The organism is Winogradskyella litoriviva, from assembly GCF_013249065.1.
Taxonomy (GTDB): domain Bacteria; phylum Bacteroidota; class Bacteroidia; order Flavobacteriales; family Flavobacteriaceae; genus Winogradskyella; species Winogradskyella litoriviva.
Genome location: NZ_JABRWQ010000006.1, coordinates 57,724 through 76,518, shown reverse-complemented (window position 1 = coordinate 76,518; position 18,795 = coordinate 57,724). Strand labels below are relative to the sequence as shown.

14 protein-coding genes and 1 tRNA gene are annotated in these 18,795 nt (G+C 31.6%); 9 read left to right on the top strand and 6 right to left on the bottom strand.

Annotated features, from left to right (window positions below):
• Positions 1-75: 75 nt before the first annotated feature.
• Together HNV10_RS13700 and HNV10_RS13695 are read right to left on the bottom strand one after the other, a co-directional pair.
• Complete coding sequence (locus HNV10_RS13700) at positions 76-624, bottom strand: hypothetical protein (RefSeq protein ID WP_173301964.1); 549 nt, start codon at positions 622-624, stop codon at positions 76-78.
• Between the two features lie 35 nt (positions 625-659).
• Positions 660-1,634 (bottom strand): CsgG/HfaB family protein, encoded by a 975-nt coding sequence (locus HNV10_RS13695; RefSeq protein ID WP_173301963.1) that lies wholly within the window; start codon positions 1,632-1,634, stop codon positions 660-662.
• Positions 1,635-1,881: 247 nt separating this feature from the next.
• On the opposite strand from HNV10_RS13695, the gene HNV10_RS13690 reads away from it, so the two are divergent.
• The 4 genes from HNV10_RS13690 to HNV10_RS13675 all read left to right on the top strand — a co-directional run bounded on the left by HNV10_RS13690 (position 1,882) and on the right by HNV10_RS13675 (position 6,578).
• Positions 1,882-3,921, top strand: coding sequence for a tetratricopeptide repeat protein (locus HNV10_RS13690; protein ID WP_173301962.1), 2,040 nt, complete (start codon positions 1,882-1,884; stop codon positions 3,919-3,921).
• Positions 3,922-4,668 (top strand): LytR/AlgR family response regulator transcription factor, encoded by a 747-nt coding sequence (locus HNV10_RS13685; RefSeq protein ID WP_173301961.1) that lies wholly within the window; start codon positions 3,922-3,924, stop codon positions 4,666-4,668.
• 209 nt (positions 4,669-4,877) lie between these two features.
• Entirely contained in the window at positions 4,878-6,107 is a 1,230-nt protein-coding gene (locus HNV10_RS13680) for a metallophosphoesterase (protein ID WP_173301960.1), read from the top strand.
• Positions 6,108-6,281: 174 nt separating this feature from the next.
• Entirely contained in the window at positions 6,282-6,578 is a 297-nt protein-coding gene (locus tag HNV10_RS13675; RefSeq protein WP_173301959.1) for a thioredoxin family protein, read from the top strand.
• 19 nt (positions 6,579-6,597) lie between these two features.
• Here HNV10_RS13675 and HNV10_RS13670 read toward each other — a convergent pair whose 3' ends face one another.
• Together HNV10_RS13670 and HNV10_RS13665 are read right to left on the bottom strand one after the other, a co-directional pair.
• Complete coding sequence (locus HNV10_RS13670) at positions 6,598-7,251, bottom strand: polysaccharide deacetylase family protein (protein ID WP_173301958.1); 654 nt, start codon at positions 7,249-7,251, stop codon at positions 6,598-6,600.
• Positions 7,252-7,257: 6 nt separating this feature from the next.
• Positions 7,258-10,668 (bottom strand): glycosyltransferase family 117 protein, encoded by a 3,411-nt coding sequence (locus HNV10_RS13665; protein ID WP_173301957.1) that lies wholly within the window; start codon positions 10,666-10,668, stop codon positions 7,258-7,260.
• 150 nt (positions 10,669-10,818) lie between these two features.
• Between HNV10_RS13665 and HNV10_RS13660 the strand changes: the two genes are divergently transcribed.
• A tRNA-Gln gene (locus HNV10_RS13660) sits at positions 10,819-10,892 on the top strand.
• 214 nt (positions 10,893-11,106) lie between these two features.
• Here HNV10_RS13660 and HNV10_RS13655 read toward each other — a convergent pair.
• Positions 11,107-11,931, bottom strand: coding sequence for a universal stress protein (locus HNV10_RS13655; RefSeq protein WP_173301956.1), 825 nt, complete (start codon positions 11,929-11,931; stop codon positions 11,107-11,109).
• A 154-nt stretch (positions 11,932-12,085) separates the two neighbouring features.
• On the opposite strand from HNV10_RS13655, the gene rimP reads away from it, so the two are divergent.
• From rimP to infB, 3 genes are all read left to right on the top strand, one after another.
• The gene (gene rimP / locus HNV10_RS13650; protein ID WP_173301955.1) at positions 12,086-12,550 is read left to right on the top strand and encodes a ribosome assembly cofactor RimP; all 465 of its coding nucleotides are present in this window, start codon (positions 12,086-12,088) and stop codon (positions 12,548-12,550) included.
• A gap of 12 nt (positions 12,551-12,562) precedes the next feature.
• Positions 12,563-13,795: a transcription termination factor NusA gene (nusA, locus tag HNV10_RS13645; protein WP_173301954.1), complete on the top strand. Its 1,233-nt coding sequence runs from the start codon at positions 12,563-12,565 to the stop codon at positions 13,793-13,795.
• An 86-nt stretch (positions 13,796-13,881) separates the two neighbouring features.
• Positions 13,882-16,644, top strand: a complete 2,763-nt coding sequence (gene infB / locus HNV10_RS13640; RefSeq protein WP_173301953.1) for a translation initiation factor IF-2 — start codon at positions 13,882-13,884, stop codon at positions 16,642-16,644.
• Between the two features lie 120 nt (positions 16,645-16,764).
• On the opposite strand, the gene HNV10_RS13635 is transcribed toward infB, so the two are convergent.
• Complete coding sequence (locus HNV10_RS13635; RefSeq protein WP_173301952.1) at positions 16,765-17,145, bottom strand: SPOR domain-containing protein; 381 nt, start codon at positions 17,143-17,145, stop codon at positions 16,765-16,767.
• Positions 17,146-17,442: 297 nt separating this feature from the next.
• Here HNV10_RS13635 and HNV10_RS13630 point away from each other — a divergent pair, with 297 nt between their 5' ends.
• The gene (locus tag HNV10_RS13630) at positions 17,443-18,726 is read left to right on the top strand and encodes a c-type cytochrome (protein ID WP_173302177.1); all 1,284 of its coding nucleotides are present in this window, start codon (positions 17,443-17,445) and stop codon (positions 18,724-18,726) included.
• Positions 18,727-18,795: the final 69 nt, after the last annotated feature.

Here is an 18,795-nt window from a genome sequence, read left to right as displayed (position 1 = left end):
TAAGAATTTATATAAAAACGTGATATGAATTAATTATTTTAATTTTTAAAGTGATATTATAAAGTAATTACTTTGTTAAAAATTATCACAATACTTCCAACCATTACTAGTTTTGGTGAGTTTAAAATCTTTAATCCAAAACTCGGTTGGGTCTTTTTTAGATAAAATAGCAAAAGGTGTAATGTCTTTTGCTTCAAATTTAACCTTTGCTTTTGCTGTATTAGTGGCAGGTGTTTCTTGTACTTCTAACACTTCGTCTACTTTATAAATAAAGGTTTTTACAAATGCTGATCTTTCATTAGATTCAATAATGTAGTCAATAGCATCGTCCGTGAGTTTAATGTTGTATTCTTTAGAGCCTTTTCTATATCCTTTGGTAATTTCTTTTATGAGTTCCATTTCTATGTAACCCTCTTCTTTTAGTTGTAAATAGTTATTCAATAATTTTACATCGTAATCTTTTGTGCTAAAAGTTGCTTTACCCAGAGTTAGTAACTCTTGTCGTTGTTGAGGTGTTTTTTCTAAACAATCTGAAATTATGTCTTCTGCTTTAGAGTTACTCAGGTTCTCAGAACCACAAGAAATGATTGTGAATGTAAATAGTAAGAGAAATGCTTTTTTCATATAAAAGTGCTTTTATTTTTTAAGAAATTAAATACTTACTTTAATGCATTGATTATATCTAAACATGCGTCATTTTTGGGATTAAGCAAGTAGGCTTCTTTGGCATTTTTTAGACTATTGGCATCTTCTCCATTAAATAATTGCATTTTAGCCAAATTGTAAAGGGCAAACGATTTTGCTTTATCGTCTTTTAATTTTGTTGGAATTTCTTTTATTATTGAATAACCGCCTTCAAAATCATCTATTTCTAAAAGGGTTATTGCCTTTTTTAAGTCATTATTAAATTTGCGATGGGTCTGAAAATTGATTTCATATTCTTTTTGATGCACTGTAAATAATTCTTTAAACTGTAACCCGATGTCTTCTTTTGCTGATTGTAAAAATTCTACTGAGTTAAGGCTTGGTGGATATTCGCAATTGTATTTTGGTCCTTTCTTTTTTATTTTAGATGTTAAGGTTTTAGAGAAAAGTACTTCTGCTGTTTGTAAATCAATTATTTTAAGGTTTACATCTAAGCGATATACTCCAACGCGTCTTTGACTTGGGCAACCATTACCTCCAATTAGAGTTTTGTTTTTTTCTACACTTTGAGAAAAATCATCCGTTTGTATACGACCAAAAATAATTAAACCAGAACCATAGAACTTTCCGATTTTTCGGATTTGGTTTTCGTCTACTTTACCACTTTGTTGAAAGTTGAGTTCTTTTAGTAATGCTCTTGTTTTGTCTCTGTCAATAAGTTTTAATCCGTCAATATTTGTTACTTGAACTACGAATTCATCATAAATATCTACCGTATGGTTATCGTTTCGGTTTACCTTATTAACAATTTCTGAAATAATAATATTCTTGGTTTCCAATACATTAAAGACAGGTTGTTTATCTACCATGTAAGATATTTTACTCCAACTGTCGTTAAACATGCCGCCAATACTGTTATTCTGACTAAATGATTTAACGGATAATAAAAATGATATTAAAAGGAATGTCGAGCACGCAATGTTTTTCATGTTAAGTAAATAAGAAATCCCTATAAAGAATTAAAGCCAATATATATTATTTGCTTTGTCAATAAGAATTGTGATTAATAGCTAATCTTAAAAATATAAAGATTAAGTGTAGATCTGTATTTAACTTAGTTAACGCATATATCTAATTAGTTTACGCACAATTAATTAGGTATTTTTCAAATTCGAAGTGTTTTTTAATAAAAAAGATATAAATTAGTGGTTCACTACCCTAACCAACTCATTTCCAATGAATATAAAATGCATTTTTATTATCTTCATTCTAATTTTTGCAAATACTATTAAAGCACAACAAAAAGTAATAGATTCCTTAGAACAACAACTTATTAATCCAACAAATGGTAAAACTAAAGTGGAAAACCTTAATTGGTTAGGCTACTATTACGCTAGATCAAATCCAGAACAAGGACTTAAAAAATTAGATGAATCCGTTAAACTGGCAATAGCAAATAATGATTCCTTACAGCTTGGTAAGGCCTATGAATATAAAGGGTTAAATCATAAAAATCTTGGAAATGACTCTATAATGCTATCATTTTTTAAAAAGGCAGAATACATCTATAGAAACATTGATAGTAAGGGAGCGTTGCCATTTTTAGTCCTCAATAGAGGTATGTATTATTCGCAACGATCCAATTATCATAAGGCAAATGAAGATTATAAAAGTGCTATGGAAAGCTTTACTTTGAGTAATGATACGTTGTTAATGGGATATATCTTAGGTAGAATAGGACAAAGCAACATATATCTAGGAAATTATAAAACATCTCTTGATGCATTTTTAAAAGGAGCAACACTACTAGAATTAAGTGGTAATGAGAAAACAATGCATTATGGAAGTATTATGGGAGATTTAGGGTTGCTTTATCAAAAATTATCTAAATATGATACAGCCATAGAATACCACAATAAATGTGTAGAGATTTATAAAAAGCATGGTTTTAATAGAGGGTTATCTAATCAATATAATGATATAGGTAATATTTATACTAAACTTGGGCAGTTTCAAAAAGCAATGGACATCTATAAAGTGTCTTATGCAATGAAAAAGCAAACCAATAATAAAGCTGACATAGCAGGTAGCTTTACAAATATTGGAAATACTTATTCTCATTTAGGGGATTTAGATAAGGCTTTAACATATTTAGATAGTGCTAACATATTACACAAAGAATTAAAGGATTTCAATGGTCTTTCTATAGTAGAGGAGCATTTAGGGACTATAAAACTAAAACAAGGAGAAACCTTAGAGGCTAAAAAACATTTTGATTCTGCCGTTTATTTTGCAACAAAAATAGAAGATAAACGAGCAATTTTATTCGGAAAATTAGGACTTGCTAAAGCATCCTATAAATTAGGAAACCATAAGTTAGCTTATAATGAAATAAAAGACGCTTTAGAAATTAAAGATAGTTTGTTTTCTGATGAAAAAATGGAAGATTTGGCATCCATTAAGGCTAGGTATGAATATGATAAGGAAAGAGCAATTCTTGAAGCGAATTTTGAAAATGATAAAATTTTACAAGAAGCAGAAATAGAACAACAAATTATAAATAGAAATTTAAGCATAGGTGCTGGTATTTTTTTACTTGGTATTTTTAGTACTGGTTTTATAATATTGAGACGTAAAAAAGAAGCTGAGCTAAATGAGGAAATAGTTACAGCAGAACTTCAAAAATTAAGAGTACAAATGAATCCTCATTTTATTTTCAATACGCTTAATTCCATTAATGATTTTGTTTTAAAGAACGAAAAAAGTAAAGCAAGTAATTATTTGGCAAGATTCTCTGTAATGATGAGACAAATACTAGATAATTCTGAAGAAGATGAAGTTAATCTCAGCGATGAAATTACTTTTTTAGAAAGCTATATTAAGCTTGAGCAACAACGATTGAATAATACATTTACTTATAGTATTAATGTAAATAATAATATAGATTTAGAAGAGCTATACGTGCCATCTGCATTGTTACAACCTATTATAGAAAATAGTATTTGGCACGGACTTTCACCAAAAAAAGAAGGTATACTTAAGATTACATTTACCGAAGAAAGAGATAGACTTATTTGTACTATTGAAGATAATGGAGTAGGCTTAAATCCGAACAAAGAAAACCTTTTTAGTGATAAATCATTTGGTACAAGTAGTGTTAAAAATAGGATAAACTTACTTAATAAGAGAAAAGGCACTAATGCAAAAATTAAAGTTATAGAAAAAGAAGAGGGCATTTGTACCATACTAGAGCTGCCAATTTCTAAAGATGTTTAAATGAGTATGATTAAAGTTCTTATTATAGATGATGAACAACACGCAATAAATGTATTAGTTGATAATTTAAAGGGATACAAAAATTATACACTTTGTGGAACTGCAAAATCGGTGGAAGAAGCTATTAGTTTAACACAGTTGTTATTACCAGATCTTGTTTTTCTAGATATTATTTTAGATAAAAAAACCGCATTCGATTATTTAAAAGCTTTTCTGCCAAATATTAAATTTAATATCATTTTTGTTACTGCCCATAATACATATGCGGTTAAGGCTTTTGAATATTCTGCATTACATTTTTTGTTGAAGCCTATAGATTCAGAAAAATTTAGGGAAGCATTGAGTAGAATGAATGATAGAGTAAGTGAAGAAGAACGTTTGCTTAGATTAGAGAGTCTAGAACATAATTTAATAAGAACAAACGGTTATAAATGGATACATATCGCTACTATTGAAAAAAAATATAAAATCCACTCAAAAGACATTTTATTTATTGCATCAGATAGCAATTATTCTCACATTTATCTTTTGGATAAGACTAAAATTACAACTTCAAAAACCTTGAAGCACTATACAAATTTACTTCAAGATAGCCATTTTTATAAAGTGCATAAATCTTACCTGGTTAATACGGAACATTTAAAAACCTATAATAGAAAAACCGGTATATTAAAAATGAAAAACAACCAATTGATAACTGTTGCAGAACGACGACGTAGCAGATTCTCTAAGCTATTCTTTTCGTGATAATTGAGCCAATAGAACAATCATATGTGTTTAGCTAATTTAGTAAATAGTAAGATTTCTCCAATAAAAATATTATTCAAATCTATATCTCATTACTGTAGATTTACAGCAAAACCTGTAGCTTTAAATTCCAACAAATTCCACCTTTAACAATTTAATAAGATAACTCGAAATTCATATTATTAAATTTGTAAGCTTAAATTAATTAGATGATTCGCTGGATAATATTTGCCATTCTTTTTGTAATACTCACCATTTATGGTTTTCAAGCTATTAGAACAGTGACGAAGCAAACCTGGGTTTACTTTATATTTTTTGCGGTTGCTGTTGCAGTGGTAGGGAATTTTATAGTACAATTTACTATGATTAATGATGGTCGAGTTTTAACACTTCAAAAGAGTTATGCCTTTGGCTTTTTACTCACCTTTATGGCTTTCAATTTAGTAATACTACCAATACTATTTGGAGAAGATATTGTTAGAGGATTAATAGGGTTGTACGAAAAAGTAACCAGTAAAAATGAGGGTTATTATATGCCTTCTCGCAGAAAATTTGTAAGTCAAATTGCACTGGGTTTGGCTGCAATTCCTTTTTCATCCTTACTATACGGTATGTATAGAGGTAAATATAATTTTAGAGTGCTTAATTATACCCTTCATTTTGAAGATTTACCAGATGCTTTTGATGGTTATAAACTTACACAGATTAGCGATATTCATTCTGGTAGTTTTGATAATAAAGAAAAAGTTGAATATGCTATAGATTTAATTAACAAACAGAAATCAGATATACTTCTATTTACTGGAGATATGGTAAATAATAAAGCTTCTGAAATGATACCTTGGAAAGATACCTTTGGAAGGTTAAAAGCTAAAGATGGTAAGTTTTCGGTTTTAGGTAATCATGATTATGGTGATTATGTAGATTGGGATACAGCTGAAGCTAAGCATCAAAACCTCGAAGATTTAAAACAAATTCAAAAAGAAATAGGATTTGATTTATTATTAAATGAAAGTCGATATATCAAAAAAGGTAATGAACGATTAGCTTTAATAGGTGTGGAAAATTGGGGAACAGCTGGATTTAAGCAAGCTGGTGATTTAGAAAAGGCCAAATCTCAAGTACGTGCTGAAGATTTTAAAATTTTATTGTCACATGATCCTAGCCATTGGGAAGCTAAAGTTCTTAAAGACCCATATCATTTTCATTTAACGTTAAGCGGACATACGCATGGTATGCAGTTTGGTATTGAAATTCCTGGGTGGATAAAGTGGAGTCCTTCAAAATGGAGATATAAGCAATGGGCTGGTATATACACAAAATTAGGTCAGCACATCAATGTAAATAGAGGATTTGGCTATTTAGGTTATCCTGGTCGCGTTGGTATTTGGCCAGAAATTACTGTGATAGAGCTCAAAAAAGGTACAAAAAGTGTTTAATTGGTAGATAAGCGTATTGTAATTGAATAGCTTAAATTAACATTACATACTCAAATTGGCATAATTGCAAAGAATTGCTTATTTTTATATATTAGGTACTAAAATGTTAGCAACAGATTAAGAAGTTGATGACTATATTAGAAGTACAAATTTAGTAGACCAAAAAACAAACGTATGTCAAAATTTGGGGAGTTAATAGATGTAGAAATTCCGGTACTTTTGGATTTTTATACCGAGTTAAACGAAGAGTCTAGTGCTATGCATTCTGTTCTTAGAGATGTTGCTGCGGGTTTAGGTGATAAAGTTAAAGTGATTAAAATTGACGTCAATAAAAACAAAGAGCTCGCAGAAGCTTTACGAGTAAAAGGTTTACCAACTTTAATAATTTATAAAAATGGCGAAATGAAATGGCGTCATAGCGGTATGCAAGATGCCAATACTCTCATTGAAATTGTTCAAGAATACATTTAAAATAAATTAAACGTAGTTATTATAGATTAATACTTAGAAAGCTATATCCCATTTTGCTATAATAATCTAAAACTTTTGGAAGGGCATATTTTAAATTTCGTGAAGCTTTAATACTATCATGAAAAACAATAATACTTCCTTCTTTTGCTTTACAAATAACATTGTTTAAGCATGTTTTTTCAGATACAGAATTATCCCAATCAAAGGATAAAACATCCCACATTATAATTTTATAACCTAACGATTGTATTTGTTTACTTTGCTTAGTTCTAACCTTACCATATGGAGGACGAAATAGATTTTTATTTGAATACTTATGTTTTTCAATTATTGATTCTATTAAGATTTTAGTTTGTTCAACATCTTCTAGATAATCCTGGGTATTATGTTTCCAACCTTTTAAATGGTTGTAAGTGTGATTACCAATAGAATGACCATGCTCAATAATATTTTGAAAAATTAGTGGGTGCTTATCAATATTATTTCCAATACAAAAAAAAGTTGCTTTTGCGTTATATTCTTTTAATGTAGATAAGACCCAATCTGTAATTTTAGGTGTTGGGCCATCATCAAAAGTTAAATATATTTCTTTTTTGTTGGTGTTGATATTCCAGATAAAATTAGGAAACAATGTTTTTACAAAGTCTGGTGTTTTAGCTGGTATAATCTGCATCTCTTATTATTTCTCTGGAGCAATCTTATCAATAGTGTCTTTTATTGCATTTTGTATGTCCACATCTTCTGGTACTTCAGGAGTTACGTCATTTCCGTAAAGCGCCATAAGCTCATCAAATAAGCTTAAATAGCTATTAAAGGTCTTTGTTTCTTGTAAAGCAAAATCTTGGTCGTTATATATAACTAAAATGTCAATTAATGATCTATAACGTTGTATGTCTAAATAAATCTCTTCACCAACCACGCGTTCTTGATCTTTTAACGGAAGACTACTGTAATACGCTAAGTTTTCCTGATATTTTTTAGCCACATCTTTATAAAGCGCTCGTCCTTTTTCTAGATTCCCTACTTCATAATAAGCACTTACATAAGGTTCAAGTAGTGAGTAAAATCCAAACTTATCTACTGGCATTTTCTCCATTGCTATATCAGCAATTTCTTCGGCTTTATCTAATTTATCTTCATTGATGAGTTGTTCAATTAAACGTGCTATATTGCCTCTATATGTAATTCCGTTTCGCCTTGTTTCTATGTCGTAATACATGTCTTCTCCACTTCCTCCCCATTTCCAATTCTTAACCATATTATACATTAAGTCCGCATCTACTCTTCCCATATCATAAGGGTTAGCTTTGTCTACAGCTGTCTTAATTGGTACAAGTTTGTAACACATTCCATCGAGTTGTAAATAATCTTTAAGCCATACATAGTCTTCTGCACCAAAAGCGCCACCTGTAAAGTATATTGGTCGCTCCCAGTTGTTATTGGCAAGAATGTCTAACATTAAAAGACGGTTTTTATAGAGATATCCTCCACTGATTCTGGTAAAAAGATAATCTTCTATTTTATCGGCATCTTTTGGCTTTACTATACCTTTTTTTAGCACCATTTCTTTATTAACCGGAATAGAAATATTACGCGACGGATAGTAATTAGAATTTAATAAATGTTTTGGGTATCGTTCAGGGTCATCTTGTTGTACTTCTACAGCAAACTTTACTTTTGTATTCGGTTTTTCGCTAGATACAAACTCCATAAATTGTTTTATGTCTAATGTGTCTCTTGCAATTTTTTCACTAATCTCTTTGTAAGCTACAACGTCTCTTGTGCCGCCACGATATTGTTTGTGTGTAAGCTGAGAAGGAATAGGGTCACTATCATAAGCTTTACGTTTCATCTGATCAATATACCAGTCCGTTTGAAATAAACTGGTATTAACAACACGTACGTCTCTGCGGACACCTTCTATTTCTTGCAGGTACCATAGCGGAAAAGTATCGTTGTCGCCAATAGTAAATAAAATTGCATTTGGTGCACAAGATTCTAAATATTTACGTGCCATAGAGTTTGTAGTGTACTTACCGGAACGGTCATGGTCATCCCAGTTATTTGCGGCTAACACACCAGGAACAATTACAATACAAGCAAGTGTAATAATTGGCGCTAATAATTTAGTCTTAAAGCTCGATTTTAATAAATCATAGATCGCATAAACACCAAAACCTATCCATATCGCGAAGACGTAGAAGGATCCAACTACAGAATAATCTCTTTCTCTAGGCTCAAAAGGACGTACGTTAGTATAAAACTGAATGGCTAAACCAGTTAATAAAAAGAAGACTAATAAAACCCAAAATCGTTTTAGATCCGAAAACATGAGGAAGCCAAATCCTATTAATCCTAATATAAGCGGTAAGAAATAGTATGTGTTTCGAGCTTTGTTTTCTAATACATCTGTAGGTAAATTATCTTGAGACATACCTGTATGCAGTTCGTCAATGAAATTTATACCTGAAATCCAGTTGCCATTTTCCCAAGTATATTTTCCTTGTATATCATCTTGTCTTCCAGTAAAGTTCCACATAAAATAGCGCCAATACATATATCCAAATTGGTATTGAAACATATACATAATATTGTCAAAGAAAGACGGTTTTTCTACTTCTAAGTATCGTTGCCCATATTGGCTTAAAAACTGATTATAATCTTCATAATCCATTTCGCCATTATCTACACGCATTTTAAAATTATTGACCAATTGGTCAATCTGTTGTTTTTCTTGTAAGGCATATTGAGCAGCTTGTTCTTCAGATACACCAGCATTCATGGCTTCATTGTATGCGCGTCTTTGTAACGTTGGGTCTGCTTTAAATTCAATTAAACCAGCAAACATCATGTAGTTTTCAGCATGTTCAGCACTCCACATTCTTGGTAAAATTGAAGCATGTTCATGGTTGTAATTTTGTTTACTTTTTTCCCAATCGTTTATAATTACATATTCTCCTAGTTCTTCATCTTTTTCAAAATTCTTTTTGTCATCTACAAAGGGTTCATCTTTATCTGCACCAGAATAAGCTTCCGTAAATTGAGGACCATAAAAAAGATGAGTTTCAGGATATTGCTCTAAATTATAATAGGCTAAAAGCTCTCTAGCATCCGATGGATTATTTTCATTAATAACAACTTGTGCGTTGGCACGTATAGGAAGCATCATCCAAGAAGAGAATCCTATGAAAATAAACATTAAGCAGAGTACTAATGTATTAATATGTTTATACCCTTTTTTTCGTGTAAAGTTTAACCCAAAATAAAATAAGGCTATAACCATTAAGCCAGTAATAATAGTTCCTGAATTAAAAGGTAAGCCAATTGAATTCACAAAAAACACTTCTAAATAACCAAAAAGCTTAAGGGTAGAAGGTAATAGTAATTTAAATATAAATAGCAATATAGCAGCAGAAGCTATGTTGGCAATAATAAAATTCTTTACCGTAATGGTTTTGTAGTTTTTAAAGTAATATAAAAGTCCAATAGCAGGTATGGTTAATAAGCCCATAAAGTGAACACCAAAAGATAAACCAATAACAAATGCTATTAAAATTAACCAACGATTTCCTCTCGGTTCATTCATTTCTTGCTCCCAACGTAAACCTAAATAAAATAAAATAGCCATTATTAAAGTGGCCATGGCATATACTTCTGTTTCAACAGCATTAAACCAAAAAGAATCTGTAAAAGTAAATGCTAAGCTACCAACTAAAGCACTACCTAAAATAGCATAGGCTTTGCCTGGATTATCGTCTTTGTTATAGTTAGATAGTTTAACTAACAGTAAACTAATAGTCCAAAACATAAAAAGAATGGTAAATGCGCTTGCAACACCACTCATCATGTTTAAAATCATTCCAATTTGTGATGGCTCTAATGCAAAAATGGAGAAAAATGCTCCAAACATTTGAAATAATGGTGCTCCTGGAGGATGACCTACTTGCAGTTTTGATGAAGTTAAAATATATTCTCCTGCATCCCAAAAACTTACTGTTGGTTCAATAGTAAGTCCGTAAACTACAACGGCAACGGCAAATACAAACCATCCTAAAATGTTGTTCCACTTTTTAAAGTTAAATTCTATCATGAAAACCTTAGTTATTTATGCAGGCGAATTTACTAATTATTACATAAACGCCTACATTTTTAAGTTAACGTTAAGTATTTTAAATAATTTTGCACTTTTTTTTTGTCTAACTAAAACTTTCTATTAAATTTGCAGCCTCAATTGAAAGATTGGCCTATGGTGTAACTGGCTAACACATCGGTTTTTGGTACCGAAGAGTCTAGGTTCGAAACCTAGTAGGCCAACTGAAATTTAAATCCTAATTCATTTATGAGTTAGGATTTTTTTATTTTAAGTACTGTATTCTTAGTCTAAGAAGCTCTTACTGATGCAAATAAATTGAAAACATATTACAATTTAAAGTACTGTGTAAGTGAGAAGAAAAAATAGTAAGCCAGCCTAAATGAAAAAATCCTAAACTAAAATGCCTAGGATTTTTCTTATGTAAAGTATTTGTATTTAAATCTTAAATGTAATTACTGGTCGTTTGGCATGGTTAACTAAATCTTCACTTATACTACCGTTAAGGAAATGAGAAATACCTTGTCTTCCATGTGTACTGATTCCAATTAAATCTGCATTAATGTCCTCAGCGAAATTTAAAATTCCATGTTCAACAGTGTGATCGTTATGTATAGTTGTGGTGTAATTATCAAAATCTTGTCCGTCAATAAAATCTTTAATTCTTGTTTTAGCCTCATAAGTTGTCATAAAGTTATTCGATGTAATAACTAAAAGTAAATGAATTTTAGAGCCAAACATTTTTGCAAATTTTACGGCTTTTTTATAAGTTTCTTTATTATCGTTTTTAAAATCAGAAGCAAACACAAAATCAGTAACATCAAAACTAGTATGCTCGTTTTTAATAACTAACACAGGTACATCAGATGTTCTTACTACTTTTTCGGCATTAGATCCAATAAACATTTCCGTAAGACCAGAAGCTCCATGAGAACCCATCACAATTAAATCGATATCAAATTCTTTGCATGCATCTTTAATTTCATTAAATGTAATATCAGCTTTTAAGGTTTCATGAACAGTAATACCCTCTAAATAATCTTCAGCCAAAAGGTTTGCAAATCTTTTTTGGGCTAATTTCATAAAAAATAAGGTTTCCGGAATATCGCTTTGAGCACTACCTTGGTCAGTTTGTTGCAACGGAATCTCCATCATGTGCAATAAATATATTTCTGCATTTTGCGCTTTAGCAATCATGGCAGCTACTTTTAATGCATTTCCGGCTTGTTCAGAAAAATCTGTTGGAACTAATATTTTATTCATATATAATTGGTTTAAGTTAGTCTCAATAAATTTAAGAAAATAATTCCGTATTACGAAGCTTGTATACTTTAATATAAATATCGTATATTTGCACCGTTATTTACTAAAATAAATAAGCGAGAGGACGAAAAGTCCTCTCTTTTTATATCAAGAAATGTTTAAAAAAATAGTAGAAGACTTATTACAAACAGCATTAAAAGAAAGGCAAGATTTGTTTTTAATAGATTTTAGTGTTGCAGCAGACAATGCGGTTAAGATAGTTATTGATGGCGATAATGGCGTTTTGGTTGAAGATTGTATGTTTGTAAGTAGAGCTATAGAACATAACATTGATAGAGAAGAACATGATTTTTCTTTAGAAGTTTTGTCATCGGGTGCAGCTTCACCTTTAGTTTTGCCAAGACAATATAACAAGCATATTGGCAGAAATTTAGAAATTAAGACTTTAGACAGTCAAAATTTTGAAGGAGAACTTAAGGAGGTAAATGAGAACGATGTAGTTTTGAGCTGGAAAGCAAGAGAACCAAAACCCGTAGGGAAAGGGAAGGTAACAGTTACAAAAACAGCAATTGTTACTTTTGAAAATATTAAGGAAGCAAAAGTTAAAATAAAATTTTAATTCATATCAATTATGGAAAATGTAGCGTTAATTGAGTCATTTTCAGAATTTAAGGACGACAAATTAATAGATAGAGTTACGCTAATGGCAATTCTTGAAGATGTGTTACGTAATGCATTGAAGAAAAAATATGGTGATGACGATAATTTTGATATCATTATAAATCCAGATAAAGGTGATTTAGAAATTTGGAGAAATCGTATCGTTGTTGCTGATGGTGAAGTAGAAGAACCAAACCAAGAAATAGAATTATCAGAAGCTCAGAAAATAGAACCAGATTTTGAAGTAGGTGAAGACGTTGCAGAAGAAGTTAAATTAATTGATTTAGGAAGACGTTCAATCCTAGCATTAAGACAAAACTTAATTTCTAAGATTCATGAGCACGATAGTACTAATATTTATAAGCACTTTAAAGAACTTGAAGGCGAAATATATACAGCAGAAGTACACCATATTCGTCATAGAGCAATAATTTTATTAGATGATGATGGTAATGAAATTATATTGCCAAAGGATAAACAAATTCCTTCAGATTTCTTTAGAAAAGGAGAAAACGTAAGAGGGATTATAGAAAGTGTAGAATTAAAAGGAAGTAAGCCAGCTATTATAATGTCTAGAACGTCACCTATGTTTCTAGAGAAATTATTTGAGCAAGAGATACCAGAAGTTTTCGATGGTTTAATTACAGTTAAAAAAGTAGTGCGTATTCCTGGTGAAAAAGCAAAAGTAGCCGTAGATTCTTATGATGATAGAATAGATCCAGTTGGAGCATGTGTTGGTATGAAAGGTTCTAGAATTCATGGTATTGTACGTGAGTTAGGAAACGAAAATATTGATGTTATTAACTACACAAACAATGTTCAGCTTTTTGTAACAAGAGCATTAAGTCCGGCTAGAGTAACCTCTTTAAAGTTAGATGAAGAAAATATGCGTGCAGAGGTATTACTAAAACCAGAAGAGGTTTCAAAAGCTATTGGTAGAGGTGGTCACAATATTCGTTTGGCTGGTCAATTAACAGGTTACGAAATAGATGTATTTAGAGAAGGAGCAGAAGAAGATGTAGAATTAAAGGAATTCTCAGACGAAATTGAAGACTGGGTAATTTCAGAATTTAGTAAAGCTGGTTTAGATACAGCTAAGAGTATTTTAGAACAAGACGTTATCGATTTAGTGAAGCGTACAGATTTGGAAGAAGAAACGATTTTAGACGTTATTAGAATTCTAAAAGAAGAATTTGAAGATTAAATATCGGTTAAATTTATAATGAATTTTAGAATTCATTTTGAAGTTGAATTGGTATAACATATATTTAAGTATTTTACAGGCAGTTTATGGCTCAAATGACAAGATTAAATAAAGTATTAAGGGAATTAAACATCTCTATAGATCGTGCTGTGGATTTTTTAGAATCCAAAGGTGTCGAGATAGAGAAGAGCCCTAATACTAAAATTTCGCAAGAAGTTTATGATACATTATCTGATGAATTTCAGACTGATGCATCTAAACGTGAAAAAGCTCAAGAAGTTAGTGAAGCAAAACTTAAAGAAAAAGAAGAGCTTCGTGAACAGAGAGAGCGTGAAATTGAGGAAAAGCAAAAGCAAAAAGCCGAACGAGAATCTATTGTTAAGGCTAAAGCAGAATTAAGTGGGCCAAAACAAGTTGGTAAAATAGACTTAGATAAAAAGGCTAAACCCGCTAAAGAGGAAGCTCCTAAAGCTCCCGAGGTAAAGGAAACTCCTATAGCTGAAGCGCCTAAAAAAGAAGTTGAAAAGCCAAAAGAAGAGCCAGTCGTAGCTAAAGTAGAAAAGGTTGAAACAACTGAAAAGGTTGTTAAAGAAGAAAAGGTAGCGAAGACTGAAAAAGTTGAAAAGCCAAAAGCTAAAGAAACTTCTAAGAAAGAAGAGGCACCAGCAGAACCAAAAGAGCCAGTAGAAGAAACTTTAAAGACACAATACAAAAAACTTTCTGGACCTAATATTACAGGTAAAAAAATTGATTTATCTCAATTTAATAAGCCAAAAAAGAAGAAGGAAGTAAAACCAGCAAGTACAGGAGATGCTAATAAACGTAAAAGACGTAGAATTAGTAAAGGTGGAAATGATACTGGTGGAAAACCTAACTTCGATAATAGAAGAGGAGGAAAAGGTAGAGGTGGTAATACTAGGCCAAAAGTAGTTAAGGAAGAACCTACTGAAGAAGATGTAAAAAAACAAATTAGAGAAACTCTTGAGAAATTACAAGGTAAATCTAATAAAGGTAAAGGTGCCAAGTATAGAAGAGATAAAAGAGATCAACATAGAGAACAAACTGAAATTGATCAAGAAATTGCAGCAGCAGAAAGTAAAACTATTAAGGTAACAGAGTTCGTTACTGTTAGTGAAATTGCTACAATGATGGAGGTTGGAGTTACTCAAGTGATATCCGCATGTATGTCTCTAGGTATGATGGTAACTATGAACCAAAGACTAGATGCTGAAACTTTAACAATTGTAGCAGAAGAATTTGGTTACGATGTAGAGTTTATTACAGCAGGTATAGAAGAGTCAATCGAAGAAGTTCAAGATAAACCGGAAGATTTAGAACCAAGAGCGCCGATTGTTACGGTAATGGGTCACGTTGATCATGGTAAAACATCGTTGTTAGATTACATTCGTAAAGAAAACGTAATTGCAGGAGAATCTGGAGGTATAACACAGCACATTGGAGCTTATGGTGTGGAGTTAGAGAACGGACAAAAAATTGCATTTTTAGATACACCAGGTCACGAGGCCTTTACAGCTATGCGTGCACGTGGTGCTCAAGTAACAGATATAGCAATTATTGTTGTAGCAGCGGATGATGCTATAATGCCACAAACAAAAGAGGCGATTTCTCATGCGCAAGCAGCAGGCGTTCCTATTGTTTTTGCAATAAATAAAATTGATAAACCAGATGCTAACCCAGAAAAGGTAAAAGAGCAATTAGCGACAATGAACCTTTTGGTAGAAGATTGGGGTGGAAAAATTCAATCTCACGATATTTCTGCAAAAATGGGTACTGGTGTAAAAGAATTATTAGAGAAAGTATTACTTGAAGCTGAATTATTAGAATTAAAAGCTAATCCTAATAAAGCGGCAAGCGGAACTGTAGTAGAGGCTTATTTAGATAAAGGAAGAGGATATGTGTCAACAATTTTAGTACAAGCAGGTACATTAAAAGTTGGAGATTATGTTTTAGCAGGAAAAAATAGTGGTAAAGTGAAAGCTATGCAAGATGAGCGTGGGCACGATGTTGCTGAAGCTGGTCCTGCAACTCCTGTTTCTATATTAGGTTTAGATGGTGCGCCTCAGGCAGGTGATAAGTTTAATGTTTTTGAAGATGAACGAGAAGCTAAACAAATTGCAACCAAACGTACACAATTACAACGTGAGCAATCTGTTAGAACACAACGTCATATTACATTAGATGAAATAGGAAGACGTATAGCACTTGGAGATTTCCAAGAGTTAAATATAATTCTTAAAGGTGATGTTGATGGTTCGGTAGAAGCATTAACGGATTCATTCCAAAAATTATCTACTGAAGAAATTCAAGTTAATATTATACATAAAGGTGTTGGTGCCATTACAGAAAGTGATGTCTTATTGGCAACGGCTTCAGATGCTATTATAGTTGGATTTAATGTTCGTCCTGTTGGTAATGCAAGAATGATTGCAGACAAGGAAGAAATTGACATCAGAACATATTCTATCATATATGCAGCAATTAATGATCTTAAGGATGCAATGGAAGGTATGTTATCTCCAGAGGTGAAAGAAGAAGTTACAGGTACTGCTGAAATTAGAGAAATATTTAAAGTATCTAAAGTTGGTAATATTGCAGGTTGTATGGTTATGAACGGTAAAATCTTTAGAAATTCTGGAATTAGAATTATTAGAGATGGTGTAGTTGTTCATACAGGAACGCTTGAAGCATTAAAACGTTTTAAAGATGATGTTAGAGAAGTAGCAAAAGGTTACGACTGTGGTATGCAAATTAAAGGTTACAATGATATAGCAATTGGTGATGTAATTGAAGCCTTCCAAGAAGTAGAAGTAAAGAAAAAGTTGAAATAGCATATAGTTATAAATACTTTAAAGCATAAAAAAAAACCGACAAATTATTGTCGGTTTTTTTTTATGCTTTAAAGTAAGTGCCAATAGTTAAATAGCTATGCTAATTAAAATACCATTTAATTAATCATCTAATCTAGGTTGAATAACATTAGCATTCATGTATTTTTTTCTAATTTTAGACCAAGCACGATCAGCTTCAAGTCGTGTAGCAAAATTACCTACCCAAACTTTATAGTTAGGCGTATTCCAAACGATTTCAACATTCCATTCATTATAAGAATTCAAGAAGTTAGACTTTTCTCGTTTTGCTTTATCTGGATCAGTGCTGTTATAGACTTGAATTGTATACGTCTTTGCCGTTTTGATATCTTTTTTGTATTCTAACAACCTATCTATGTCGTTGTCTTGTGTTACTGTAATTATTCCTTCTTGTGCATTTATTGATAGTGTTACAATTAAGGCTAGAAAAAAGCTGTATACGTTTTTTTTATTAAAAATCATATGATATTATTTAGTTGCAAATTTATAGTATTCATTTAATAAAAACTGAAAATTTAAATAAATTCTTTGAGTAATCAATTGCCCTTCAATATGTCTCTATTAATTAAACGTTATAAATGGGTCAAAAATTTTCATATATATTTATTTAGAATTGGTATAAATTAGGTATTAACACATATCTAAGATTTCCAAAATCCACTTTAAATGTTACTTTTGCGAGAGTTTTTATAAAGATGTTTTTTCATAATTTTAATGAAAAAATCGTACCAAAGTTTAGAAGATAATCCAACTAATAATATGAAACAGGTGATTTACTGTGGTTTAACCTCAAAGATATATAGTCTTTGTATTGTACTTTTACTTACGTTTTCAACTTCACTTACAGCTCAAGATGGTGATCCAGCTAATGGGAAATCACTCTATAATTCCAATTGTGCGGCTTGTCATAAATTAGATAAGCCTATGACTGGTCCTGCTTTACGTAATGTTGAGGCGAGGTTAGCTGATGAGCAAGGTTTAGATAGAGCGTGGTTATCTGCTTGGATTAGAAATAGTTCTTCGCTCATAAAATCTGGTGATGCGTACGCTAATAAAGTGTATAATGAATATAACCAAATTGCTATGACTGCATTTCCGCAGTTGAGTGATCAGGATATTTCTGATATTTTAGCTTATACTGCTGAACCTCCAGCTGCTCCACCGGTTCCTGTTGCAGGGACTGAGCAAGTAGTTCAGGAGCCAGGTATTTCAAACAATTTAATTCTTGGTGCTTTAGCGCTATTGTTTGCTTTATTGGCAATGGCATTAATATTAGTAAAGCGTACTTTAGATCGTTTTGCAGAAGCTAAAGGCATTGAGGTTATAACCGAAAATAAAAGGATGCCATTATGGAAGGCTTTTGCTCAAAATCAATTTTTAGTATTAGTAACAGCAATTTTCTTTTTGTTGGCTAGTGGTTATTTTGTTTATGGATATTTTATGCAAGTTGGTGTAGATCAAGGTTACGAACCTGTACAGCCAATTCATTATTCTCATAGAATTCACGCAGGTGATAATGGTATAGATTGTAAATACTGTCACTCTTCTGCACGCGTTAGTAAAACTTCAGGAATACCTTCTTTAAATGTTTGTATGAATTGTCATAAATCAATTTCAGAAGTAGCACCAGAAACGTTAGCGGAAGGCAATGAGTATGGGGTAGATTACAATGCTGAAATTCAGAAATTATATGATGCTGTAGGATGGGATGGTACTGGTTATACTGGTGAGTCTCAACCGGTAAAATGGATTCGTATTCATAATTTACCAGACTTTGCATATTTTAATCACTCTCAACACGTAACTGTTGGAGGTATAGAGTGTCAAACGTGTCATGGTCCTGTAGAGGAAATGGAAATTATGTACCAACATTCTCCTTTAACAATGGGGTGGTGTATTAATTGTCACAGAGAAACTGATGTAAAAGTAAAAGATAACGCATATTACACTAAAATCCACGAAGAACTGTCTAAGAAGTATGGTGTTGAGCAGTTGACTGCGGCACAAATGGGAGGTTTAGAATGCGGTAAGTGTCATTATTAATAAATAGAATAAATTTAAAGAATACGATAAGCTGTATTAAAAAGTGTAAACTAATTAATAAAGTTATCT

Excerpts from the sequence above, each read along its gene's own strand:
- HNV10_RS13655 (WP_173301956.1), bottom strand. The coding sequence starts at position 11,931 with ATGAATAAAATATTAGTTCCAACAGATTTTTCTGAACAAGCCGGAAAT.
- HNV10_RS13665 (WP_173301957.1), bottom strand. The coding sequence starts at position 10,668 with ATGATAGAATTTAACTTTAAAAAGTGGAACAACATTTTAGGATGGTTT.
- HNV10_RS13680 (WP_173301960.1), top strand. The coding sequence starts at position 4,878 with ATGATTCGCTGGATAATATTTGCCATTCTTTTTGTAATACTCACCATT.
- HNV10_RS13695 (WP_173301963.1), bottom strand. The coding sequence starts at position 1,634 with ATGAAAAACATTGCGTGCTCGACATTCCTTTTAATATCATTTTTATTA.
- HNV10_RS13675 (WP_173301959.1), top strand. The coding sequence starts at position 6,282 with ATGTCAAAATTTGGGGAGTTAATAGATGTAGAAATTCCGGTACTTTTG.
- HNV10_RS13700 (WP_173301964.1), bottom strand. The coding sequence starts at position 624 with ATGAAAAAAGCATTTCTCTTACTATTTACATTCACAATCATTTCTTGT.
- infB (WP_173301953.1), top strand. The coding sequence starts at position 13,882 with ATGGCTCAAATGACAAGATTAAATAAAGTATTAAGGGAATTAAACATC.
- HNV10_RS13635 (WP_173301952.1), bottom strand. The coding sequence starts at position 17,145 with ATGATTTTTAATAAAAAAAACGTATACAGCTTTTTTCTAGCCTTAATT.
- HNV10_RS13630 (WP_173302177.1), top strand. The coding sequence starts at position 17,443 with ATGAAACAGGTGATTTACTGTGGTTTAACCTCAAAGATATATAGTCTT.
- HNV10_RS13670 (WP_173301958.1), bottom strand. The coding sequence starts at position 7,251 with ATGCAGATTATACCAGCTAAAACACCAGACTTTGTAAAAACATTGTTT.
- rimP (WP_173301955.1), top strand. The coding sequence starts at position 12,086 with ATGTTTAAAAAAATAGTAGAAGACTTATTACAAACAGCATTAAAAGAA.
- HNV10_RS13690 (WP_173301962.1), top strand. The coding sequence starts at position 1,882 with ATGAATATAAAATGCATTTTTATTATCTTCATTCTAATTTTTGCAAAT.
- HNV10_RS13685 (WP_173301961.1), top strand. The coding sequence starts at position 3,922 with ATGAGTATGATTAAAGTTCTTATTATAGATGATGAACAACACGCAATA.
- nusA (WP_173301954.1), top strand. The coding sequence starts at position 12,563 with ATGGAAAATGTAGCGTTAATTGAGTCATTTTCAGAATTTAAGGACGAC.